Source organism: Microbacterium sp. NPDC087592, assembly GCF_044743585.1.
Lineage (GTDB): Bacteria > Actinomycetota > Actinomycetes > Actinomycetales > Microbacteriaceae > Microbacterium.
Genome location: NZ_JBIUWT010000003.1, coordinates 171,017 through 193,488, shown reverse-complemented (window position 1 = coordinate 193,488; position 22,472 = coordinate 171,017). Strand labels below are relative to the sequence as shown.

The 22,472-nt window shown below is 68.4% G+C and carries 19 protein-coding genes; 4 read left to right on the top strand and 15 right to left on the bottom strand.

The window, feature by feature from the left end:
* Positions 1–189: 189 nt before the first annotated feature.
* The 5 genes from ACIOTO_RS17255 to truB all read right to left on the bottom strand — a co-directional run bounded on the left by ACIOTO_RS17255 (position 190) and on the right by truB (position 5,272).
* On the bottom strand, positions 190–2,334 hold the full coding sequence (locus ACIOTO_RS17255) for a DEAD/DEAH box helicase (protein ID WP_400858718.1): 2,145 nt from the start codon (positions 2,332–2,334) through the stop codon (positions 190–192).
* A gap of 234 nt (positions 2,335–2,568) precedes the next feature.
* Entirely contained in the window at positions 2,569–3,522 is a 954-nt protein-coding gene (locus ACIOTO_RS17250) for a bifunctional riboflavin kinase/FAD synthetase (RefSeq protein WP_400858717.1), read from the bottom strand.
* The gene (locus ACIOTO_RS17245; RefSeq protein WP_258133965.1) at positions 3,519–3,956 is read right to left on the bottom strand and encodes a hypothetical protein; all 438 of its coding nucleotides are present in this window, start codon (positions 3,954–3,956) and stop codon (positions 3,519–3,521) included. Before ACIOTO_RS17245 ends, ACIOTO_RS17250 begins: the two co-directional genes overlap by 4 nt.
* A gap of 57 nt (positions 3,957–4,013) precedes the next feature.
* Positions 4,014–4,382, bottom strand: coding sequence for a hypothetical protein (locus tag ACIOTO_RS17240; protein ID WP_105709759.1), 369 nt, complete (start codon positions 4,380–4,382; stop codon positions 4,014–4,016).
* On the bottom strand, positions 4,379–5,272 hold the full coding sequence (gene truB, locus ACIOTO_RS17235; protein WP_400858716.1) for a tRNA pseudouridine(55) synthase TruB: 894 nt from the start codon (positions 5,270–5,272) through the stop codon (positions 4,379–4,381). Before truB ends, ACIOTO_RS17240 begins: the two co-directional genes overlap by 4 nt.
* A gap of 108 nt (positions 5,273–5,380) precedes the next feature.
* Between truB and ACIOTO_RS17230 the strand changes: the two genes are divergently transcribed.
* On the top strand, positions 5,381–6,277 hold the full coding sequence (locus ACIOTO_RS17230; RefSeq protein ID WP_400858715.1) for an A/G-specific adenine glycosylase: 897 nt from the start codon (positions 5,381–5,383) through the stop codon (positions 6,275–6,277).
* Positions 6,278–6,282: 5 nt separating this feature from the next.
* Here the strand turns inward: ACIOTO_RS17230 and ACIOTO_RS17225 are convergent, their stop codons facing one another.
* The 5 genes from ACIOTO_RS17225 to nusA all read right to left on the bottom strand — a co-directional run bounded on the left by ACIOTO_RS17225 (position 6,283) and on the right by nusA (position 13,186).
* Positions 6,283–8,409: a response regulator transcription factor gene (locus tag ACIOTO_RS17225; protein ID WP_400858714.1), complete on the bottom strand. Its 2,127-nt coding sequence runs from the start codon at positions 8,407–8,409 to the stop codon at positions 6,283–6,285.
* Between the two features lie 111 nt (positions 8,410–8,520).
* Entirely contained in the window at positions 8,521–8,946 is a 426-nt protein-coding gene (rbfA, locus tag ACIOTO_RS17220) for a 30S ribosome-binding factor RbfA (RefSeq protein ID WP_029263667.1), read from the bottom strand.
* Between the two features lie 94 nt (positions 8,947–9,040).
* Positions 9,041–11,791, bottom strand: a complete 2,751-nt coding sequence (gene infB, locus ACIOTO_RS17215) for a translation initiation factor IF-2 (RefSeq protein ID WP_400858713.1) — start codon at positions 11,789–11,791, stop codon at positions 9,041–9,043.
* Between the two features lie 94 nt (positions 11,792–11,885).
* Positions 11,886–12,140 carry a YlxR family protein gene (locus ACIOTO_RS17210; protein WP_081859939.1) on the bottom strand — a complete coding sequence of 85 codons (255 nt, stop codon included), beginning with the start codon at positions 12,138–12,140 and terminating at the stop codon, positions 11,886–11,888.
* Between the two features lie 62 nt (positions 12,141–12,202).
* On the bottom strand, positions 12,203–13,186 hold the full coding sequence (nusA, locus tag ACIOTO_RS17205; protein ID WP_029263669.1) for a transcription termination factor NusA: 984 nt from the start codon (positions 13,184–13,186) through the stop codon (positions 12,203–12,205).
* Positions 13,187–13,313: 127 nt separating this feature from the next.
* Between nusA and ACIOTO_RS17200 the strand changes: the two genes are divergently transcribed.
* Complete coding sequence (locus ACIOTO_RS17200; RefSeq protein WP_400858712.1) at positions 13,314–14,669, top strand: flavin monoamine oxidase family protein; 1,356 nt, start codon at positions 13,314–13,316, stop codon at positions 14,667–14,669.
* Here the strand turns inward: ACIOTO_RS17200 and ACIOTO_RS17195 are convergent.
* Positions 14,638–15,678: a TIGR00730 family Rossman fold protein gene (locus ACIOTO_RS17195; protein WP_400858711.1), complete on the bottom strand. Its 1,041-nt coding sequence runs from the start codon at positions 15,676–15,678 to the stop codon at positions 14,638–14,640. The two genes, ACIOTO_RS17200 and ACIOTO_RS17195, sit on opposite strands and share 32 nt — an antisense overlap.
* Positions 15,679–15,821: 143 nt before the next feature.
* Here ACIOTO_RS17195 and ACIOTO_RS17190 point away from each other — a divergent pair, with 143 nt between their 5' ends.
* Complete coding sequence (locus ACIOTO_RS17190; protein WP_105709751.1) at positions 15,822–16,325, top strand: pyridoxamine 5'-phosphate oxidase family protein; 504 nt, start codon at positions 15,822–15,824, stop codon at positions 16,323–16,325.
* An 18-nt stretch (positions 16,326–16,343) separates the two neighbouring features.
* On the opposite strand, the gene ACIOTO_RS17185 is transcribed toward ACIOTO_RS17190, so the two are convergent.
* From ACIOTO_RS17185 to ACIOTO_RS17175, 3 genes are read right to left on the bottom strand one after another with little or no spacing between them, the layout of a single operon-like run.
* Entirely contained in the window at positions 16,344–18,101 is a 1,758-nt protein-coding gene (locus ACIOTO_RS17185; protein WP_400858710.1) for a proline--tRNA ligase, read from the bottom strand.
* Positions 18,102–18,143: 42 nt separating this feature from the next.
* A complete protein-coding gene (locus ACIOTO_RS17180) occupies positions 18,144–18,914 on the bottom strand; it encodes an isocitrate lyase/phosphoenolpyruvate mutase family protein (protein ID WP_029263674.1) in 771 nt (256 codons plus the stop codon).
* Positions 18,915–18,962: 48 nt separating this feature from the next.
* Entirely contained in the window at positions 18,963–20,018 is a 1,056-nt protein-coding gene (locus ACIOTO_RS17175; protein ID WP_400858709.1) for a zinc-dependent alcohol dehydrogenase family protein, read from the bottom strand.
* Between the two features lie 108 nt (positions 20,019–20,126).
* Between ACIOTO_RS17175 and ACIOTO_RS17170 the strand changes: the two genes are divergently transcribed.
* Positions 20,127–21,542 (top strand): RNB domain-containing ribonuclease, encoded by a 1,416-nt coding sequence (locus ACIOTO_RS17170; protein ID WP_400858708.1) that lies wholly within the window; start codon positions 20,127–20,129, stop codon positions 21,540–21,542.
* Between the two features lie 58 nt (positions 21,543–21,600).
* On the opposite strand, the gene ACIOTO_RS17165 is transcribed toward ACIOTO_RS17170, so the two are convergent.
* Entirely contained in the window at positions 21,601–22,467 is an 867-nt protein-coding gene (locus tag ACIOTO_RS17165) for a hypothetical protein (RefSeq protein ID WP_400858707.1), read from the bottom strand.
* Between the last annotated feature and the right edge of the window lie 5 nt (positions 22,468–22,472).

Below are 22,472 nucleotides of genomic sequence, written 5' to 3'. Positions count from 1 at the left end.
GACGTTCGGGAGATGGGGGAAAGAGGCGACGCTGCCTTCGATCGACACTAGCGCCCCACGTACCCGGGCGCCATTCGAAGCCGACGAAAACCGTTGATCTTGACACCGCGATCCGCCGATCTCGACGAACTTCTTGATCCCGAACGTCGAAGAGGCGAAACCGACGTTAAGAACCGGAGTTCTTCACTCTTATGCCGCGCCCAGAGCCTGCCGCAGCAGGTGCATGAGAGCCGCCAGCTGCACGGGTTCTGCGGCCGACTCCTCGACGGCCTCGCCGTCGAGCGCGCGTGCCGCGAGGCCCTGCTTCTGGTCGATCAGCTCAGCGATCTTGGTGTCGATCGTGTGCGCGGCGATGATCCGCCACGCCGTGACCGGCTCGTCCTGACCGATGCGGTGCACGCGGTCGATCGCCTGAGTCTGTTCGGCCGCCGTCCAGGACAGCTCTGCGAGGACGACGTTCGACGCCGCCTGCAGGTTCAGGCCGACGCCGGCCGCGGTGAGCGAGCAGACCGCGATCCCCACGGAAGGGTCGCTGTTGAAGTCGTCGATCGCCTGCTGGCGAGTCGTTGAGGTCTGGTCTCCGCGGATCGACACCGACCGGATGCCCACGGCGGCGAAGTGGGTCTCCGCACGGTCCATCACGTCGATGTGCTTCGCGAAGAAGACGACCTTGCCGACAGACCGCTGCAACTGCGCTGCATAGTCCGCCGCGAGCTGCGCCTTGGCCTGGCCGATTCGGCGGACCATCGTGAAGACGTTGTCTCCTCCGGTGCCCGCAGCCTTCGACTCCTCGAGCTCGTTCTGGGCGACGAGGCGGACGATGTCCTCGTCGATCTCCCCGGGCGCCAGTCCACGGTCTCCGCGGGCCTCGATGATGCGACGGTACCGAGCCGCGAGCCGCTCGCCGAGTTCGCGTTCGGCCTGGCGGATGCTCCGTCCGAACTCGTCGTCGAGCTGCACCGGCAGATCGGCGATCAGCTTGTCCGGCAGATCGGCGGCGACGTCCTTCTTCTTGCGTCGCACGATGCCCATCGAGATGACGGCGTCGCGTGCCTCGGGGTAGAACGCCTTGTCGGCCGGGGTGAACCCCGTGGCGTCGAGCTTCTCCATCAGCTCGGGGCCGGGCTTCTCGCCCGTGGTCCACCCCAGGAAGCGCCAGATCGCGTCGAAGTCCTCGACGTCGTTGATCAGCGGCGTGCCGGTGAGGGCGAGCATCAGGGGATCATGCCCCGGCGTGCGCTCACGCACCTGAGCAGCCAGCGAGAGGACGTTCTGGGAGCGCTGCGAAGAGAGGTTCTTGATGAAGTGCGCCTCGTCGACGACCATTCCGCGCAGACCGATCGAGGCCAGCCACGACATGTGCCGATCGAGGATCTCGTAGTTCACGATGAACACGTCGGCGAACGCGTCGATGTCGGTGCCGTCGCCCTGGATGACCGTGGCGCGGCGCTGCGGCGTCCACCGCTCGACCTCGCGCGCCCAGTTCATCTTCACGACGTTGGGCACGACGACGAGCAGCGGGTAGGCACCGGCCACCGAGGCGGCCAGCACCGACTGCGCCGTCTTGCCGAGGCCGGGCTCGTCTGCCAGGAGGAAGCTGCGGTGCCCCGCCTTCACCGCCTCCAGGAACCGCGACTGATGCACCATGACCTCGAGGCCCTTGGGCGAGATGTGGTCGTACTCCGGCGCCGGCGGCAGATCCATCGACGCAGCGGATCCGCCGGCACCGGTCTCGAACGCCTTGTACAGCGGGCCCATGAGCTCCCAGCCGTCGAGGCGGCGGCGCGGGGTCGCAGCCGGGCGCGGCGTGAGATCCGGAGCGAGGAACGGGTTCGCCAGCTGCCGCGACTCGACCGAAGGAGGCGTGACCTGTCGCTCGGCGATCGCCGCGGGAACCGTGGAGATCTGAACGGGTGCGGCATCGGCGATGATCAGCTCTTCGGGAGCGAGCTCCGCTCCCGACTCGAGAAGCCAGTCGCGTCGCATGCGCTTGGCGACCGGCGACGTCGCCTGGTCGGCCTCGAGCAGCTGGATGAGCGACGTGTCGCGGGCGGCCGTCTTGGCGAGGATGGTGGCCACACCGTCGAGGCGCTTCAGCAGCTCAGCGCGTGCGGGGTCACCGATCTCGGCGTCCGCCTTCACTCTGGCGCGCTCCTCGCGCACCAGGAACGCGATCACCTGGAACTTCACCCGGTTCGTCGGGCCGAGCTTCCCGCGCTGCGACTTCGCCTCGATCTCGCGCACCTTGCGCGCGAGGATCGGGATGAGGGGTGCCTCATCGTCGCGACGGGACGTCTTCTTGCGCCGCGTGGCGGCGGTTGCCGTAGTCGGCATGCTCCTCCTGAGCGTGAAGGCTCCGGCTTCCCCATGAAGCCCTGAACCGTTCTCGTTGTCCGCGTGTGGCGTGAGCCAGGACCGTACGAACAGTGGGTCGTCTTCCCGTCGAAGCACGCGAGAAGCGTGAGAATCGGCGGGAGCCGACTCCATTCTATGTCATCGGACGGTCGTCCTGCAGATCGCCCACGCCGAGTCGTCGGACGACGACCGGGAAGTACCGTGGCAGGGCGATTATGCGGATGTGATGCCGAGAGCCCGAGCAGCGTCCGTGACGTCCGCACCCATCTGCTCCATCAGCTTCTCGATGCCTTCGAAGGCGACCATGCCCCGCAGTCGCGCCACGAACTCGACCGTGACATCGTGGCCGTACAGGTCGAGCCCGGTCTCCCCCAGCACGTGCGCCTCGACCTGGCGTACGAGCACGTCGTCGAAGGTCGGATTCGTGCCCACCGAGATCGCGGACGGATGACGGATGCCGGTGTCGTGGTCGACGAGCCACCCGGCGTACACCCCGTCGGCGGGGACGAAGGCGTCGACGATGGTCGAGAGGTTGGCCGTGGGGAACCCCAGCTCCCGCCCGCGCTTGAGGCCGTGGACGACCTCGCCGCGGACGTCGGGATAGCGCCCGAGCACCGTGGTGGCCGAAGCGACGTCCCCCTCCATCAGCAGCTCTCGGATCCAGCTGGACGAGACGCGGCGAGGGGAACCGGGAAGATACACATCGTCGACGACCTCGACGGAGAAGCCGTAGCGAGGGCCGAGTTCGCGTAGCAGCTCGGGCGTGCCCGCGCCTCGGTGCCCGAAGCGGAAGTCCTGACCGACCAGGACGGTCGACACCTGCAGCGCACCGACGAGGATGTCGACGACGAAATCCTCCGCGCTGCGGGCGGCCATCTCCTCGTCGAACGTGAGCACGAGCGTCGCGTCGAGCCCGAGGCCGCCCAGCAGCTCGAGCTTGCGCTCGACCGTGACGACGTTCTCGGGACAGCGATCCGGCCGGATGACTGCCAGCGGATTGCGGTCGAAAGTCACGGCGACCGCGCGGCTCCCGGTGGCGGCGGCGGCTTCCTTCAGCCGTTCGATGACCGCACGATGACCCGCGTGGACACCATCGAACTTGCCGATGGCGACGGCGCTCGGGCCGAATCCGCCGGGAACCTCCTCCGGGCTGCGGAAGACGATCACGCGTGCACCTCGGCCGGAATCGCGGCGTCCACGGGGCGGTGCGTGCGCAGCCACCAGATTCCGAACACCGGGAGGACCAGCGGGATGAACAGGTAACCGCGCCCGAACAGCGACCACACCGTCTCGTGCTGGAACAGCGCCGGCATCAGGATGCTCAGCAGTCCCACTACGAGGACACCGGTGAGCTCGAAGACGATCGCGACCCAGGCGACGGTGTACCACCCACGACGACGGGCCAGGACGAGCGCGAGGGTCGCGAGGATGTAGACGACCGCAGCGAGTGCGGAGAGGGAGTACGCCAGCGGTGCCTCGTCGAATCGGCGGACGATCTGCACGAAGCTGCGCCCGGTGGCCGCCAGCGCCATGACGGCGTAGACGATCACGAGGACGCGACCGATTCCGGTCATCCGAGTGGAGGGGGCGGTGGAGCTCATAGCGCATTCCATCCTAGAGCCGCGGGAGGGCACCGGACTCCGCCACGACCCCTCGCGTCACGCGATCTGGACGGTCCAGATGACCTGCATGCGCCACAGCATGATCGCGATCGCGAGCGCCGCCACCCCCAGGATCACCGTGCTCCACCGGCTGCGCTCCATGAGCGCCCACAGCACGGCTCCGATGGGCAGGAGCACCGCCGACACCAGGTAGACCCAGTACTCGAGCAAGTCCCCCGTCGGCGGGTTGCCGGCGAGCGGTGCGACGATCGCGACGATCACCTGGACGACGAGCAGCACCTCCACGAGGGCGAGCGCCCCGACGCTGATGTCGCTCGGTCGCCGACCACTCAGTCCGGCGACGATGCAGAAGATCCCGGCAGCGACGGCGACTGCGATCTGCGCGATCGTGAGCCACAGGATCATCGGTCGCCCTCCGGCATGTTCATGGCGCTCTTCAGATCTGCGCCCCGCTTCTCGACGATGCCCACCAGAAGGCCGTCCGGGTCGATCGCGGCACCGAGAGCGTCTGCGAGGCGGGCGGCCTGCCCTCCCAGTCGCTTGCCGTGTCGGAGGTCCCGTGCTTCTTCCGCGGACATCTCCAGCACCGGAAGGATGCGCCCCGCCGCGTCGCCTGGAGTCAGCGTCGGCGCGCCTTCGAGCGCATCGAGACCGACGGCATCCGTCACTTCGAACGGCCCGACCCGCGTGCGCCGCAGCGCGGTGAGGTGTCCGCCGACACCGAGTGCGGCGCCGAGGTCACGGGCGAGCGACCGGATGTACGTGCCGGAAGAGCAGTCGACGATCACATCGAGATCGAGAAAACCGTCTTGCTGACGCCGTGCCGACACGTCGAAGCGAGACACGACGACGTCCCGCGCGGCGAGCACGACCTCTTCGCCGGCACGCACACGATCGTATGCACGTCGTCCGTCGACCTTGATGGCGGACACCGAGCTGGGAACCTGGGAGATCTCTCCGGTCAACGCCAGGATGCCCTCGTCGACCGCGGCATCCGTGACCGCGCTCCATGCCTCGGGTTCGGCGGTCATGAGGATCTCGCCCTCGGCGTCGTCCGTCCCGGTGGTCTGTCCGAGACGGATCGTCGCCTGGTAGGTCTTGTCCGCGCCGACGATGTAGGTCAGCAGCCGGGTGGCACCTTCGATGCCGATGACGAGGAGTCCGGTCGCCATCGGATCGAGTGTCCCCGCATGGCCGACCTTCCGCGTCCCGAACGCGCGCCGCGTGCGGGCGACCACATCGTGGCTGGTCAGCCCAGCGGGCTTGTCGACGAGAAGGATGCCGGGCGAGACCATCCCCTCAGCCTACCGACGACGCGCGCGCCCCCGGTCCGAGGCAGCCCCCGGTGCCGCATCGTGAATCGCCGGACCGACCACGGGTCACGGCTCACGTACGCTGGAGGGATGCCCGGACCGCAGGCCCCTTCCGATGTCGTATCGCACCTGCCGACGTGGTATCGATCGACCGCTCGAGACCTGCCGTGGCGCCGAGCGGAGTTCCATGACGAGTTCGGCGCGTGGGGCGTCCTGGTCAGCGAATTCATGCTTCAGCAGACTCCGGTCTCCCGAGTCGTCCCGCACCTCGAGGCGTGGCTCGCGCGCTGGCCCACACCCGCGGCGATGGCCTCTGCCTCGGCCGCGGAAGTCGTGCACCAGTGGGCCAATCTCGGATACCCGCGTCGCGCGCTCTGGTTGTTCCGGGCGGCTGTCGAGATCACCGAGCGGCACGGCGGGATCGTGCCGCGCGACGTCGAGGCCCTGCTCGCCCTGTCCGGCATCGGCGACTATACGGCCCGCGCGGTCGCGGTCTTCGCTTACGGCGACCGTCACCCGGTCGTCGACACGAACACTCGGCGCGTCCTGGCCAGGGCTGTTCAGGGGCGGGCCCAGCCGGCACCGCCCTCGCGGCGCGACCTGGAGCTGATGGACACCCTCCTGCCCGACTCGCTGGCCGACGCCGCGGAGTTCAACGCCGCCATGATGGAACTCGGCGCGACCGTGTGCACGTCGCGGGCACCGCGATGCGAGCAGTGCCCCCTGGCCAACAGCTGCGCGTGGCTGGCAGCCGGCAGGCCGGACACCGGGGATGAACGCCGTCGCCAGGCCACCTACGAAGGCTCGGATCGACAGGCACGCGGTGCCGTGCTGCGGCTGCTGCGCGATCGGTCCCCGGAGGCGGTGCCGCTCGACCTCGTGCTCCCGGAGTGGCCGGATCCCCGTCAGCGCGACCGGGCGATCGACTCGCTCATCGCCGACGGTCTCGCCGAAGCCGACGGGATGGCCCTCTCGCTGCCGCGCTGACGAGCTCAGAGGTGATGGTCGGTGCGATGCGCGAGCACCGTCAGCTCGACCCGACTGCGGACATCGAGTTTCGCGAACACCCGGCCGAGGTGCACCTCCACCGTACGGACCGAGAAATTGAGCATCTCGGCGATGTCACGGTTCGCCGCCCCGCCCACGGCGTACATCGCGACTTCCAGCTCGCGCGCGGTCAGCTGCAGCGACCATGCGGCTCGACACGCCGCCAGCGGATCGACGGTGGGAACGATGCTCCCCTCCTTGGCGTCCAGCCTGTCCAGCCGTCCGCGGATCGTGCGCGCCCATGCCGTCGCACCGCACAGCTCGAACAACCTCTCGGCGTGCTCCAGGTGGATACGAGCCGAGGGATGATCGTCGCGGATGGCGTACTGGGTACCGAGCATCGTCTCCACCCTCGCGCGCGCGAACGGGGAGCGGAGCGTCCGCGCCTCCTCGCGCACTTCGACGCACTCGGAACGCCAGCGACCATCGCCAGCCGTCGCCAGCCGGACGCGCAGACTCTGCGCGAGGGCGATCTCCGGCGGCTCGATGGATGGCGCGGGTGTCGAGCGTCCGTCCGGATCGAGCGCCAGCTCGTCGAGCGCGGGAACCGTCATGGTGGTCCGCGCCGATCCGAGGTCGGCCCAGAGACGGATGGTGGCTGCAGCGTCGTCGAATGAACCGGCGAGAAACGACTGGATGCCGCGGTCGACGAGACGGTCGATCCTCGCGCCCGCCGGCAGCCCTTCGGTGAGCGATCGGGCGTACGGTCCGAGTTCACCGAGCACGGCGAGGTCGAGACGTCTGGCCAGCACCACGCCCAACCCGGCGAGTGGCAATGACACCGGCAGCACGAGTGCGGCCTGGATCAACCGGTCGCGCGCGAGGCCGATGTCGCCACGCCACACCAGCAACAGAACCTCGACGACCGCGCGATACGCCTGGACGACGGGGCTGTGCTCGAATCCCGGAACGAACGGATCCGCGTCGGCGGGCATCCCCGATCCGCCGCTCGCGAGCACGCGCAGCCCCAGGTCAACGTCCCCGCCCATCGCGGCCTGCAGCGCGCGCAGCATTCCTCCCGTCACCGGCCCGGAGCCTACGGTCGCGCCGATGTCGCGTTCACCCGCGATCAGCCAGCTCAGCGCGACGACGGGGTCCCTGAGTTCGTGCTCGGCACCGATCCGCGTGGCGCCTTCCCGGACGGCGTCGAGCCAGACACGCATCCCGCGCCGATCGCCCCGTTCCGCGCACAACACCGCAGCCAGAGCAGCCGCCCTCGTCCAGTGGCACCAGTCGTCGGAGTCGTCCGTGCACGGGCGCAGCACTCGCGGGTCGACCTCCGGCACTGAGCCCTGCTCGAATGCCTGCGCGACGAACAGACCGCCGAGGGCCTGGAGCCGCCGACGCTCCGCCGCGTGCGGGTACAGACCGCCGAACCACGCGACCGCTTCCGCAGCGAAGCCGGCGCCGACGGCCGAAGCGCCCGCCACGAGATGCGCTTCTTCGCGGGCTCCGCCGACAGCATGTTCCGCCGCCTCTCTCGCGAGCAGCAGCGCCCGTTCCGGGTGGCCGGCCTCACTGAGCTGTCGCGCGATGACCGTCAGCTCGACCGCGGTCTCCGGAGCCGCCTCGAGGGAGGCGCGAGCGCGGTGCCAACCCTCGCTCACCCGGTCACCGCGACGGCGGAAGATCGCGCTCAGCCGCTCGTGGACACCGGCGATGGCTGCGGTGCCGGTGGTGGCTCTGATCCAGATGGAGAGACGGGGATCTGCGAAGCGCGAGTGGCCGGCATGCACCCGGATGTGCTCCCCCACCGGAGCTGCGGCGATCGCGGCCGCCGACCTGCCGTCGAACTCGAGGAGGGCGTCGAGTCCACCGTCCAGGCAGACGGAGAGCGCCGTCAGCAGCTCGCGATCCCTGTCATCGAACTGCGTGGCCTCGAATCTCCGCACGATCGAGGGCACGAGCGGGAGCGGGCTGGGCAGCGGGCGCCGACCGTGGCGTTGGTCCGCTGACAGGCGCTCGGCGACTTCGCGGATCGTCAGAGAATCCGCGTCCAGCTCGGCAGCGAGACGGGCGAGCACGTGCGGCACACAGCCGAGGTCGAGCTCCAGGAGCTCGTCCAGCAACACGCCCAACGCGGCGGGCGCGACGAAGAGAGCCCCCTGTGTACCCGTACCCTCGATGCCGTTCCCCCAGCTTCGCGGAAGCGTTCCCGCGAAGCCGAGCGTATCAAACGGCGATCACTCCGGGTCGTCCTCCGTGCGGTACGGATCGGTGTCGCCGGCGTGGGATGCGGAGGACGCGAGTTTCGCGACGTCGGCATCGCGCTGCTGCGCCTCGCGGAGCAGCGCACCGATGTGGTCCGCGTTCTCCGGGAGGGCATCCGGGATGAACTCGAGCGTGGGCACGAGACGGGTGCTCAGCTGCCGCCCGACCTCGCTGCGCAGCATGCCGGTCGCCGAAGTGAGCGCGGCACCGCTGGAGATGCGCTCTTCTTCCGTGCCCAGCACCGTGTAGAACACCGATGCGTGCTGAAGGTCACCGGTCACACGGACGTCGGTGATGGTGACGAAGCCGAGGCGCGGATCGCGCAGCCCCTTCTCCAGCCGCTCGGCGAGGATCACGCGGATACGATCCGCGAGTCGGGCCTGTCGTTCGCCTGCCATTGTTCTCTCCCTGTCCAGGAACCCTCAGGGCGTCCTCCTCTCCGCGCTCCGGAGGAGCGGGAGCGAAGGACGCCCGAAGGTGTTTCGAAATTGATCAGCCGCGAGGCTTCTCGATGAGCTCGGTCGTCTCGATCTCGTCGCCGATCTGGATGTCGTTGTACTTTCCGAGACCGATACCGGCCTCGTAGTCGGTACGGACCTCGGTGACGTCATCCTTGAAGCGACGCAGCGACTCGATGGCGAGACCATCGGCCAGCACGACGCCGTCGCGGATGACACGAGCCTTGGCGTTTCGCGTGATCGTTCCCGATCGCACGATGACACCGGCGATGTTGCCGAACTTCGAGGAGCGGAACACCTCGCGGATCTCGGCGACACCCGACTGGACCTCTTCGTACTCCGGCTTGAGCATGCCCTTGAGCGAGCTCTCGATCTCGTCGATCGCGTTGTAGATGACGGAGTAGAAACGGATATCCACGCCTTCACGGGCGGCGCGCTCGCGCGCCTTCGTGTCGGGGCGGACGTTGAAGCCCACGATGATCGCGTTGTCGATCGTCGCCAGGTTCACGTCGGACTCGGTGATCGCACCGACGCCGCGGTGGATGATGCGCAGCTGCACCGAGTCATCGACCTCGATCTTGAGGAGCGACTCCTCCAGCGCCTCGACGGCACCGGAGACGTCACCCTTGATGATGAGGTTGAGCGACTCGACCTTGCCGTCTTCGAGAGCGCGGGTGAAGTCTTCGAGCGAGATGCGCTTGCGGGCCTTGGCCAGCTGGGCGTTGCGCTCGACTGCTTCACGCTTCTCCGCGATCTGACGGGCCATGCGGTCTTCCTCGGTGACGATGAAGACGTCACCGGCACGCGGCACGGAGTTCAGACCCTGCACCTGCACCGGACGCGACGGGTAGGCCTCGAGGACCTGCTCGCCGTTCTCGTCGGCCATGGCACGCACGCGACCGTAGGCCGTTCCGGCGACGATGGCGTCACCGATCCGGAGCGTTCCGGACTGGATCAGCACGGTGGCGACAGAACCGCGACCCTTGTCGAGCTTCGCCTCGATCGCGACACCGCGGGCACCCTTGTTCGGGTTGGCGGTCAGATCGAGACCTGCGTCGGCCGTGAGCAGCACGGCGTCCAGGAGCTCCTGGATACCCGTGTTGGCGCGAGCGGAGACGTCGACGAACATGACGTCGCCACCGAACTCCTCGGCGACCAGACCGTACTCGGTGAGCTGCTGACGCACCTTCGACGGGTTCGCGTCGGGCTTGTCCACCTTGTTCACCGCGACCACGATCGGCACGTTCGCCGCCTGAGCGTGGTTCAGCGCCTCGACCGTCTGCGGCATGATGCCGTCATCGGCTGCGACCACGAGGATCGCGAGGTCGGTGACCTGCGCACCACGGGCACGCATGGCGGTGAACGCCTCGTGACCCGGGGTGTCGATGAACGTGATTGCCCGCTCGATGCCCTCGTGCTCGGTCCAGACCTGGTACGCACCGATGTGCTGGGTGATGCCACCGGCTTCACCCTCGATGACGTTCGTCTGACGGATCGCGTCGAGCAGTCGCGTCTTACCGTGGTCGACGTGACCCATGACGGTCACGACCGGAGGACGGATCTCGAGGTCGTCTTCGCTCTCCGCCTCCAGCTCGGCCTCGAGGTCGAGACCGAAGCCCTCGAGGAGCTCCTTGTCCTCGTCCTCGGGCGAGACCATCTGGATCTTGTAGCCGAGCTCGGCGCCCAGGACCTCGAACGTCGCCTCATCGAGGGACTCGGTGGCCGTGGCCATCTCGCCCAGGTTGAAGAGGATGGTGACGAGGGTTCCGGGCTGGACCGTGTAGCCGGTCAGCGTCTCGATCTTGTCGGCGAAGTCCGCGATGGATGCGCCGCGGCGCATGCGGATGACCTCTCCGTTGCCGCGGGTGACGTTGACGCCACCGACGACCGGAGCACTCCGCATCTCGAACTCTTGCCGCTTCGCCCGCCGCGACTTGCGCTGCTTGCTCTTGCCGCCACCCTTGCCGAAGGCACCTGCGGTACCACCGCCGGGACCACGGCCACGACCGCCACCGCCACCGGGACGACCGGCGAAACCGCCGCCACCGCCGGGACGTGCACCAGGACCACCGGCACCGCCGGGTCCACCGGCACCGCCGGGACGACCGGGGCCGCCGGGACGCTGCTGGAACGGAGCGCCGGGACGACCGCCACCACCGCTACGGGGCGCACCGGGACGAGGCGAACCGGGACGCGGAGCACCCGGACGGGGTGCACCGGGGCGCGGAGCCTGCGGACGCGGGATGTTGCCCGGCGTCGGGCGCTGGCCCATGCCCTGGGCGGATGCGAAGGGGTTGTTACCCGGGCGGGGTCCGGCCGGGCGCTGACCCATCCCCTGCGCGGAGGAGAACGGGTTGTTGCCGGGACGCGGAGCGCCAGGAGTCGGTGCACCGCCCTCTGCAGGCTTGGGTGCGTCCGCTGCCGCTGCTGCAGGTGCCTCTGCCACGGGGGCAGGCGCCGGTGCAGCGGGCGCGGGCGCCTCGGGGGCCGGAGCCTCCGGGGCAGGCTTGGGACCGGGCTTCGGGCCCGGGGTGGGTCCGGGCTTGGCGCCCGGCTTCGCTGCCGACTTGGCGGCAGCCGGCTTGGACGCGGGAGCAGGTTCAGCCGCACCCTTGAGCGACCCGTCGGCCTCGATCGCCGCGCGCAGCTTGCGCGCCACCGGCGGTTCGATGGTCGAAGAGGGGCTCTTCACGAACTCGCCGAGTTCTTTGAGCTTTGCAAGAGCGACCTTGCTGTCGACGCCGAGTTCGGCGGCGATCTCATGTACGCGTGGTTTACCAGCCACAATTCTCCTGTCTGAGTCGGTCCACCCAGACAGGGCAGACCACTAGTCGCGGACGGGTCTCATTTCGAGCCGTTCACTTTGTTTCCATAGCTGTTCAGCCTTTGTTTCTTGGTGGGTGCTGTTCGAAGGTCCGCGTGTCCAGCTCAGTGGATACGCGCAGTGCTCGTCCGAATGCGCGGCGCCGCAGAGCGGCATCCATGCATTCCCGAGTCGGATGGACCCACGCGCCGCGCCCCGGCAGGACAGCACGGTCATCGGGGATGAGGGTGTCGTTCTGGGCCACCACCCTGAGCAGGGCGGTGCGGGGAGCACGCGTGCGACAACCGACGCACGTTCGTACGGGTTCCATCTTACACCTGCGTTTCACCCCGCCTCGCCCGCACGCCGGGCGAGGCGGAAGGCCGGAGCCGGTCAGTCGAGGACGCTGTCCGGCTGGATGTCGATCTTCGCACCCGTGAGCTTGGCGGCCAGACGCGCGTTCTGACCCTCCTTGCCGATCGCGAGTGACAGCTGGTAGTCGGGCACCAGCGCGCGGACGGCTTTGGTGCTCGCGTCGAGCACGAAGGCGCTCGTGACCTTCGCCGGCGAGAGCGCGTGCGCCACGAACGTGGGCAGATCGGCGTCGTAGTCGACGATGTCGATCTTCTCCCCCGCGAGCTCCTCCGTCACGGCGCGCACGCGGCGTCCGAGCTCGCCGATGCAGGCGCCCTTCGCGTTGATCGACGGGTCGTTCGCCTTGACCGCGATCTTCGTGCGGTGCCCGGCCTCGCGAGCCAGGGCCACGATCTCGACGAGACCGGCGGCGATCTCCGGCACCTCGAGCGCGAAGAGCTTGCGGACGAGCCCCGGGTGGGTGCGGGACACCGTGATCTGCGGTCCCTTGAGACCCTTGGCGACGCTGGTGACGTACACGCGCAGGCGTGATCCGTGGGTGTACTCCTCACCGGGCACCTGCTCCTCGGGGGGCAGGATCGCCTCGACGGCACCGAGGTCGACGTGGATCATGCGCGGGTTCGGACCCTGCTGGATCACGCCGGCGACGATGTCGCCCTCTTTGTCCTTGAAGTCTCCGAGCACCACGTCGTCCGCGATGTCACGCAGACGCTGGCTGATGACCTGCTTGGCGGCGAAGGCCGCGATGCGACCGAAGTCGTCGGGGGTCGCATCCTCTTCGCCGATGATGGCGTCTTCCTCGTCGCGGACGACCTGCAGGATCGCGACGTGCCCGGTCTTGCGGTCCAGGTGCACGCGGACGCCTTCGGGCGTCACACCGTCGTCGGAGACGTGCTTGGAATATGCGGTCAGGATCGCCTGCTCGATGATCGCGACGAGTTCGTCGAAGGGGATCGCCTTCTCCTTCTCGATCCCTCGCAGAAGACTCAGTTCGATGTCCATGACGGCCTCTCTATTCAGCTCTCGTCGCGCCTGTTCGCACGCGCGACATCCGTACCACGATACCCTGTGCCAACCGGCCCCTGCCACGACGGCAGCAGTTTTCCGCGCCGGAAGTCGAGGAGGACAGATGGGATCGTTCGACACCATCGTGATCGGTGCGGGGATGTCGGGTGTCACCGCCGCCCGGATGCTCGCCGATGCCGGGCATCGGGTCGTGGTCCTCGAAGGACGCGATCGCATCGGTGGCCGGATGCACACCGACCGGGAAGCGGGGTTTCCCGTGGATCGCGGCGCCTCGTGGATCCATGGGATCGACGGTTCGCCGCTGTGGGATCTCGTCCAGGCGCTGCGGATTCCGACCATCGAGTACACGGTGGGCAGTTTCCAGGTCGGCGGGCGGCCCATCGAGAACTTCGACGGAGACGGAAGACCCATGGGCTCCGATGCCACCGCTCGATGGATCGACGACGTCGACGCGGTCGATCGCCTTCTCGTCGACGAGATCGCCGCCTCCTCCCCCGGCGACACATATCTGGATGTGACGGAGCGCGCGCTCGATCGTTCCGGCCTCTCCCCTGACCGCATCGACGACATCCGCGAGTTCTTCCGCCACCGGGTCGAGGAGCAGTGCGGCGCCTGGATCGGAGACCTCGACGCGCACGGCCTCGACGAGGACGCGATAGACGGCGATGAGGTGATCTTCCCGCACGGATACGACGAGGTTCCTCGACGCATCGGCGCGGGCCTCGACATCCGCTTCGAGACGACGGCGACGAAGATCGTCCGCTCCACCGGAGGGGTGACCGTCCATGCCGGCGACACGGCATTCACGGCGGATCAGGTCGTCGTGACGGTTCCGTTGGGCGCGCTCAAGGCAGGGTCGATCGAGTTCGAGCCGGCGCTGCCGGAGGCCGTGGCCGGTCCAGTCGCACGACTCGGGATGGGAGTGTTCAACAAGGTCTTCATCCAGTTCGATCAGAGGTTCTGGAACGAGGACAGCTATGTGCTGCGAGCGCTCGGCGAGGCCGGCGAACACTGGCATTCCTGGTACGACGTCTCCGCCGTCAGCGGCCTGCCCACCCTGCTGACCTTCGCCGCCGGACCGTTCGGACGGCGAATGCAGGAGCTCCCCGACGAGAACGTGGTCGCCGATGCCGTGCGCGCTCTCCGCGTGCTCTACGGAGACGCGGTCGGCGAGCCCCGGGCGCACTGGGTCACGCGATGGGGCGACGACGAGTTCTCGAACGGCTCGTACTCGTATCTCGCCCTCGGGTCCACGCACCACGACCACGACGACCTGGCCGGCCCCGTCGACGGAGTCCTGCACTTCGCGGGTGAGGCCACCTGGGGTGACGAACCGGCGACCGTCGGGGCCGCCTACTACTCGGGGCGCCGAGCCGCGGAACTGGTGCTGGGCCGGACAGTCGACCTCGACGGGTTCGCGGCCCGCATCATCGAGCGGGAGCAGAAGGAAGCGCGTTGATCGCGCCGATCAGTCGGAACAGATTCCCGACCTGACGCTGATCGAGATGGAGGATCAGCCGCGGCAGCTCCAGCTGGTCGTCGTCGACGATCTCGGGTTGCCGTGGCGCGGTCCGCTCGATCCGTCCGGAGGAGAGCATCGAGGCGAACTGTTCGTTCAGCGCGTCGATCTCTTCATCCGTCGGTTCGGCGCGCAGACGGAGCACGAGCGCGTCGCCGACCCAGCGCAGTGAGTCGTAGTTGTGCCAGAACCCGGTGATCTCCGCCCGAGCGGCCTCCACGGAATCGGTGATCACCACCCGATCGAAGTCGCCTTCCGAGATGACTCCGGTCGGTGCGAGGTGGTCGTCGATGAAGCTGCGAAGACCCTGCCAGAACGTCCCACCCGGCTGGTCCAGGAGCACGATCGGCGTCGGCTCCGCCTTGCCGGTCTGCTGCAGGGTGAGCAGCTCGAACATCTCGTCCAGGGTGCCGAATCCTCCGGGGAGGCAGATGAAGCCGAGCGATTCCTTGATGAGCATCAGCTTGCGAGTGAAGAAGTACTTCATCGCGACGACCTGATCGTTGTCGGTGAGGAGGCCCTGCGCCTTCTCCTCGAACGGCAGCCGGATCGACACGCCGAGCGAGAGCGCCGGCCCCGCACCCTCGGAGGCCGCCTGCATGATGCCGGGCCCCGCGCCCGTGACGACCATCCAGCCATCGCCCGCCAGCGCCGCGGCGACGTCGCGCGCGGTGAGGTACAGCGGATCGTCCTGCCTGGTGCGGGCCGACCCGAAGACCGTCACCTTGGGGACTCCGCGGAACGGGGCGAACAGACGGAACGCGTCGCGCATCTCGGCCAGAGCCGCCGAGGCGATCTTCAGATCGAGGCGGTCGGCGCCGTCTTCGCCGAGCAGGATCGCGGTGCGCAGCATCCGCATCACCAGCCGTCGGTCGGCGTGCACCCCGGCCTCATCGAGGACGGCGTTGATCTCGGAGCTGAGGGCTTCGGGCAGTGGTTCGTCGATCATGACACCAGCGTGGCACGCGGCGCGGAGACCGCGGCCCGCAACGCCGGGCATCGTGTCGACGTCCGACATCGCGGGCGTAAGCACTGCCTGACCGCGCTGTCAATGCCCGTGCCCTCCGCTCCCCCGCACGGCACTCTGACGACATGACCGAGATCACAGGAACCGAAGCCCTCGCCCGCGTCGCAGACCTCGTGGAAGACATCGACATCGCGATGCTCACCACCACGGACGACGACGGCAACCTCGTGAGCCGCCCGATGTCGACCCGACAGATGGATGAAGCGGGGAACATCTGGTTCTTCACGGCCGAGGACACCGAGAAGGTCGAGGAAGCACAGCGACACCACGACGTGGGCCTGGCCTACTGCGACGCCAAGGGCATGCGTTATGTATCCGTCGCCGGCACGGCCGAGGTCGTCCACGACCGGACCAAGATGGAGGAGCTCTACTCCACGTCGCTCGAGATCTGGTTCGCAGACGGACTGGAGACCCCGGGGATCACGCTCCTCAAGGTGACCCCGAAGGTGGTCGAGTTCTGGGAGCCGGCGAAGGGCAAGCTCGCGCTGGCTGCCGGCGCCCTGAAGTCGCTCGTCACCCGCGACACACCGGACGACGACATCATGAACCACGGCCACATCGTCTGCTGACGACGCGGCCGAGGTCTGTCAGGAAGCGGAGAGACGCCCCACGACGTCTTCCACAGAGACCGTGTCGCGGTCGCCGGTGCGGCGATCCCACAGCTCGACCTGACCGTCGGCCGCACCGCGTCCGACGATGACGATCTTCGGCACGCCGACGAGTTCGGCGTCACCGAACTTCACGCCGGGCGAGACCTTCGGGCGGTCGTCATAGAGCACGTCGAGACCAGCGGCCTCGAGCTGTGTGGAGAGTCCCTCTGCCACCTCGAACGCGACCTGGTCCCGGCCGGCGGCGACGACCTGCACGTCGAACGGCGCGACGGAAGCGGGCCAGATCAGGCCCTTCTCGTCGTTGTTCAGCTCGGCGATGATCGCGAGGATGCGGGTCACGCCGATGCCGTACGAGCCCATCGTGACGGTGACGAGCTTGCCGTTCTCGTTCAAGACCTTGAGTCCCAGGGCCTCGGCGTACTTGCGGCCGAGCTGGAAGACGTGACCGATCTCCATGCCCCGGGCGAGCTCGACCGGGCCGGAGCCGTCGGGGGCGGGATCTCCCGCACGCACGTTCGCGATCTCCACGATCCCGTCGGCGGCGAAGTCGCGACCGGCGACGACGGAGTGCGCATGCTTCTGATCGATGTTCGCGCCGGTGATCCAGCTGGTGCCCTCGCTGACGCGCGGGTCGACCAGATAGCGGATGCCGGTGGCCGACTCCTCGCCGAGCACGGCGCCGGTCGGCGACCAGGGACCGATGTATCCCTTCACCAGAAGCGGATTGTTCTCGAAGTCATCCGCCGTGGCCGTCTCGACCGCGGCGGGCGCGAACGCCACCTCGGCGCGTTTCTCATCGACCTCGCGGTCGCCGGGGATGCCGACGATGACAAGCTCGCGAGTGCCGTCCAGGTGGGTCAGGGCGAGGACGACGTTCTTCAGCGTGTCGGCCGCCGTGAACTCCCCCTCAAGCTCGCGGTTGGTGTGCGCGACCAGTGTCTCGATCGTCGGCGTGTCCGGCGAGTCAAAGATCACCGGCGCCGCATCTTCGTCGAACGGGATGGCGTCGGGAACCGCGGTGGTGAAAGCCTCGACGTTCGCCGCATATCCGCCGGCGCTGCGCACGAAGGTGTCTTCGCCGACCGGGGTCGGGTGCAGGAACTCTTCGCTGCGGGAACCGCCCATCGCACCGGCATCCGCCTGCACGATGACGTACTCGAGGCCGAGCCTCTGGAAGATGCGCTCGTAGGCATCCCGCTGCGCCTGATAGCTGACGTTCAGGCCCTCATCCGACGAATCGAACGAGTACGCGTCCTTCATCGTGAACTCACGGCCGCGGAGCAGGCCGGCGCGAGGACGAGCCTCGTCGCGGTACTTGTCCTGGATCTGGTAGATCGTGAGCGGCAGATCCTTGTAGGACGAGTACAGGTCCTTCACGAGCAGCGTGAAAGCCTCTTCATGGGTCGGGGCGAGGAGGTAGTCGCCGCCCTTGCGGTCCTGCAGGCGGAAGAGCAGATCGCCGTACTCGTCCCAGCGACCGCTGGCCTCGTAGGCTTCCCGCGGCATGAGTGCGGGGAAATGGACCTCCTGCGCGCCCGCGGCGGCCATCTCGTCGCGGATGACCGTCTCGATCTTCGCCTTGACGCGAAGCCCCAGCGGCAGCCACGCGAAAATGCCGGCGGCCTGCGGGCGGATGTATCCGGCCCGGATCAGCAGCCGGTGACTGGCGACCTCTGCGCCTGCAGGGTCTTCGCGGAGCGTACGGAGGAAGAAGTTCGAAAGACGAGTGACCACGGAGCAAGTCTAGTGAGCCGTGACCACTCGTCTTCGACGCCGTCAGTTGAGCGCGGGCAGGTTCGCGGGCACGACGCCGCCGGCGTACAGGTCGGCCGCGAGCTCCTGGAGTGCGGTGAGCGCGACCCGCTGCGGAAGCGGACCGTAGGAGATCCGGGCGACACCGAGCTTCTCGTACTCCGACGCGGCGAGGGCGCCGGGGATGCCGATCACGCTGACCTTGCGCTCCCCGATGCCCTCGACGAGCTGACGGGTGACGTTCATGTCGAGGATGCCGGGGACGAACACGGCCGTCGCCCCGGCATCGAGGTAGGCGCGCCCGCGCTGGATCGCGTCGGCGATGCTCTCCGGGACCGAGCGTGCACCGGCGCGGACGAAGGCATCCGTCCGCGCATTGAGCGCGAAGGGCACGCCCTCGGCCTCGGCCGCTTTGACGATCGCCGCGACGGCGGCGACGGATTCATCCAGCGGCTTGAGACGGTCTTCGACGTTCGCGCCCACGACGCCGGCCCCGATGGCGAGGCGCGTGGTCTCGCCCGCGTCGCCGTAGCCGTCGTCGAGGTCAGCCGTGACCGGGACCTGGACGGCGGCAGCGATCCGCCCCACCATGTCGATCATGATCTCGCGGGGGGTCGCGCCGTCGTCGTAACCGAACGATGCGGCGATGCCGTGCCCCGCGGTGGCGAGTGCCTTCGTCTCCGGGAGGGCGGCGACCGCCCGCGCGGACACGACATCCCACACGTTCACGACGCGGAGGATCTCCGGAGCGTCATAGAGTCCGACAAGGGTCTGGGCCTTGGATGCAGTCGTCATGATTACACGCTAACGCGGGACACGGACGGTCGGGCCGACTTCGATGCATCAGGCGTTGAGTACCACCTTGAGCGCCTTGGTCTCCGCCGCACGGCTGAACGTGTCGTACGCACTCTCGATGTCGTCGAGCGCGAAGAGGTGGCTGACGAAGCCGCTCGGATCGATGCGCTGCTCCGCGACGAGTTTCGTCAGCATCCGCGCGGTGTTCGCGTTGACGAGTCCTGTCGTGATCGTGAGGTTCTGAATCCACAGCCGTTCCAGCGGGAAGTCCACCGGCGCACCGTGAACGCCGACGTTGGCCACGTGGCCACCCGGCCGCACCATCTCGACCGCCATGTCCCACGTCCGGGGAATCCCCACCGCTTCGATGGCGACGTCCACGCCGAGTCCGTCGGTGAGCGCCATCACCTGTTCCCGCCAGTCGCTGTCCGAGGAGACCACCGCGTGCGTGGCGCCGAACTGCAGCGCGAGCTCCGCGCGATTGGCGTCGAGATCGATCGCGATGACCTTGCTCGGCCCGTAGAGCTGGGCCGTCATGACCGCGGCGAGGCCGACCGGACCGGCACCGACGACGGCGACGACATCGCCTGCTTTGACCCCGCCGTACTGCACGCCGATCTCGTGTCCGGTCGGCAGGATGTCACTGAGGAGCACGGCCGTCTCGAGAGCGAGCCCTTCAGGGAGCCGGTGCAGAGACGTCTCCGCGAACGGCACTCTCACGAACTCCGCCTGAGTACCGTCGATGAGGTGCCCGAGGATCCAGCCGATCCCCGATGCGCCTTCGCTCGCAAGGCAGTGCGACTGCAGACCGGCGACGCAGAATTCGCACTTTCCGCAGGCACTGATGCAGGAGATGATCACGCGGTCGCCCACCGCCAGTCCGGTGACGGCGTCGCCGACCTCGGTGATGACGCCCACTCCCTCATGCCCCAGGATGCGTCCGTCGGTGACGTCGGGAACGTCGCCCTTCAGGATGTGGAGATCGGTCCCGCAGATCGTTGTGCTCTCGATGCGGACGATCGCGTCGGTCCCCGCCAGGATCTTCGGATCCGGAACTTCCTCCCATGCCTTCTGACCGGGACCGCGGAAAACAAGTGCCTTCATGAGCTTCTCCTTCATCGAGGATTTCCTGGATCTTCTCCAGTAACATTTTACCATCCGAGGGACAGTCGTGTCCGTGCTGATGGCCGGTGCGCCGCCTAGTGTGGACCCATGCCGCAGCGCCGATCGCATGTGTCCCCGTCCGCCGCTCAGACCGAGCTCGCCACGGCCCTCGCCGTCCTGCGGGAAGCTGCCGAGGCATCGCTCGGATTCCCGCCCGCGGTGCTCGCCGAAGCGGATTCGGCCACCGCGCCTCGGCCGGCGCTGGATCTTCGAGACCTCTCATTCGCGACTCTGGACCCGGAGGGCTCGCGCGATCTGGATCAGGCGTTCCAGCTGGAGCGCACCGCATCGGGCTACACCGTTCGATACGCGATCGCAGACGTTCCCGCGTTCGTCGTCCCCGACGGAGCAGTGGATGCCGAAGCTCGTCGTCGCGGGCAGACCCTGTATGCGGCGGATGGCAGAATCCCCTTGCATCCCCCCGTCCTCAGCGAGGATCGCGCATCACTCCTCGCCGGGGTCGACCGCCCGGCGTTGGTCTGGACCTTCTCTCTCGACCCCACGGGTGCGGTGACCGGGTTCCGGCTCGAACGCGCGCTGATCCGCTCTCGCGCGCAACTCGACTACGAGAGCACGCAGCGGTCGCTGGATCGGGGCGAAGACGGACCGGCGTCGCTGCTGCCCGAGATCGGCGCTCTTCGCATCGAGCAGGAGCGACTGCGGGGCGGGGCGAGCCTCAACCTCCCCGACGAGGAGGTCGTGCGCGCCCCGGATGGCACGTATGCGATCGAACGCCGCAGCCCCCTACCCGTCGAGGAGTGGAACGCCCAGCTCTCACTCATGACCGGGATGGCGGCGGCGTCCCTCATGCTCGATGCCGGGATCGGAGTCCTTCGCACGATGCCGGAACCGGATGCCGAGGCCTTCGGCACCTTCCGGCACCAGACCGAGGCCCTCGGGCGGTCGTGGACGACGGGCACGTACGGCGAGTACCTTCGCGGGCTCGATCGCCGCGACCCGATCACTCTCCCGGTACTCGAAGCGGCGGCATCCCTGTTCCGGGGAGCCGGCTATCGAGTGTTCGACGGAGCCGTTCCGCAGGACGCCGTACAGGCGGCGATCGCGGCCCCGTACGCCCACGCCACCGCTCCCCTGCGCCGACTCGTCGACCGCTGGACGCTGACGATCTGCCTCGCGGTCTCGAACGGCGAACCGGTACCCGGCTGGGTGCGTGACTCGCTCGACGAGCTCCCCGCTCTCATGCAGGAGTCCAGCCAACGGGCATCCCGGTTGAACTCGGCCACGATCAACACCGTCGAGGCCGCGCTGCTCACTCCGCTGGCCGGGACGACGATCGAGGCGACCGTGATCGCGCTGCGCGGCGAGCGTGCGACGATCCAGATCGCGGAACCGGCCGTCACGGCGACAGCACCCGTTCCCCCCGGCGCGAAGCCGGGCGACGTCGTGCGGCTTCGCGTCACCCGTGCGGACATCGCGGCGGGAGAGGTGGAGTTCGCTCTGTGACGCCGCCGCCGGGGCCGTGCCCCCGCGCTCCGGTGCGGATCGATTTCGTGCGCTGAGGTCAGACGGCAGGGGTCGCCGTCGTCGTCATCACGAGCAGCTGGGGGTCCGTCAGATCGAGCGACACCGAGATCGACGAAAACTCGGACAGCGACCCCACATGGGTGCCACCGCACAGGATCACGGCCTCGCCTTCGGGGAGCTCGCAGTGCCAGCGACGGCGATCGACGATCGTCGGCCCCTCCGTCTCGACCCGGCTGGTGGCCCCTGCGGCGATCCACCCGGTGAGCTGAGCGTTGATCCGCTGCTCCCGGTCGGCGAGAGTCGCCGCGAAGGTCTCGGTGTCGAAGCCCGCACGGCGAAGGCTCTTGCCGAGACGGTACTCATCGACCGCGCCGTCCTCGTGGATGCGACTGGACTGATTGGCGCGCCCCTCGAAGTCCGGATTCCCGAGCGCGTCCGCACCCGGATCCTTCCGCCACAGGTCGGCGACAGCGAGATCCAGAGCAAGAGAGGCGAGATGGCAAGCCGTGTGGCCGCGGCTGAGTCCTTCACGCCGAGAGCCGTCGACGCTCAGCCGCACACGGGAGCCTTTGTCCAGCCATGCGGGAGCCGCGCCGTCGATGCGGTGAGCGACGAGCCAGGTCCACCCCTCGGTACCGCGCTTGACGGGGATGTCGCTCCCGACGGCGAACTCGCTCTCGTCGGAGACCGCAGCCATCAGCGCCTCGACGACCGGAACCGTCTCATCTCCCGCGGCGATCGCGCCGGCATCACCCGGCTGGTCGGGCCAGGTGTGGTCGACGGGGTGGAACGGCGTCGCATCGACGACGACGACCGTCCCGTCGGGGCCGCTCTCCACCCGGGTGACCATGCCCTCCCCTGTGGTGGCGCCGCCGGCGAAGGACACGATGGTGGGCGTCGACATGGATC

Excerpts from the sequence above, each read along its gene's own strand:
- ACIOTO_RS17255 (WP_400858718.1), bottom strand. The coding sequence starts at position 2,334 with ATGCCGACTACGGCAACCGCCGCCACGCGGCGCAAGAAGACGTCCCGT.
- ACIOTO_RS17245 (WP_258133965.1), bottom strand. The coding sequence starts at position 3,956 with ATGAGCTCCACCGCCCCCTCCACTCGGATGACCGGAATCGGTCGCGTC.
- ACIOTO_RS17240 (WP_105709759.1), bottom strand. The coding sequence starts at position 4,382 with ATGATCCTGTGGCTCACGATCGCGCAGATCGCAGTCGCCGTCGCTGCC.
- truB (WP_400858716.1), bottom strand. The coding sequence starts at position 5,272 with ATGGTCTCGCCCGGCATCCTTCTCGTCGACAAGCCCGCTGGGCTGACC.
- ACIOTO_RS17230 (WP_400858715.1), top strand. The coding sequence starts at position 5,381 with ATGCCCGGACCGCAGGCCCCTTCCGATGTCGTATCGCACCTGCCGACG.
- rbfA (WP_029263667.1), bottom strand. The coding sequence starts at position 8,946 with ATGGCAGGCGAACGACAGGCCCGACTCGCGGATCGTATCCGCGTGATC.
- ACIOTO_RS17210 (WP_081859939.1), bottom strand. The coding sequence starts at position 12,140 with ATGGAACCCGTACGAACGTGCGTCGGTTGTCGCACGCGTGCTCCCCGC.
- nusA (WP_029263669.1), bottom strand. The coding sequence starts at position 13,186 with ATGGACATCGAACTGAGTCTTCTGCGAGGGATCGAGAAGGAGAAGGCG.
- ACIOTO_RS17200 (WP_400858712.1), top strand. The coding sequence starts at position 13,314 with ATGGGATCGTTCGACACCATCGTGATCGGTGCGGGGATGTCGGGTGTC.
- ACIOTO_RS17195 (WP_400858711.1), bottom strand. The coding sequence starts at position 15,678 with ATGATCGACGAACCACTGCCCGAAGCCCTCAGCTCCGAGATCAACGCC.
- ACIOTO_RS17190 (WP_105709751.1), top strand. The coding sequence starts at position 15,822 with ATGACCGAGATCACAGGAACCGAAGCCCTCGCCCGCGTCGCAGACCTC.
- ACIOTO_RS17180 (WP_029263674.1), bottom strand. The coding sequence starts at position 18,914 with ATGACGACTGCATCCAAGGCCCAGACCCTTGTCGGACTCTATGACGCT.
- ACIOTO_RS17175 (WP_400858709.1), bottom strand. The coding sequence starts at position 20,018 with ATGAAGGCACTTGTTTTCCGCGGTCCCGGTCAGAAGGCATGGGAGGAA.
- ACIOTO_RS17170 (WP_400858708.1), top strand. The coding sequence starts at position 20,127 with ATGCCGCAGCGCCGATCGCATGTGTCCCCGTCCGCCGCTCAGACCGAG.
- ACIOTO_RS17165 (WP_400858707.1), bottom strand. The coding sequence starts at position 22,467 with ATGTCGACGCCCACCATCGTGTCCTTCGCCGGCGGCGCCACCACAGGG.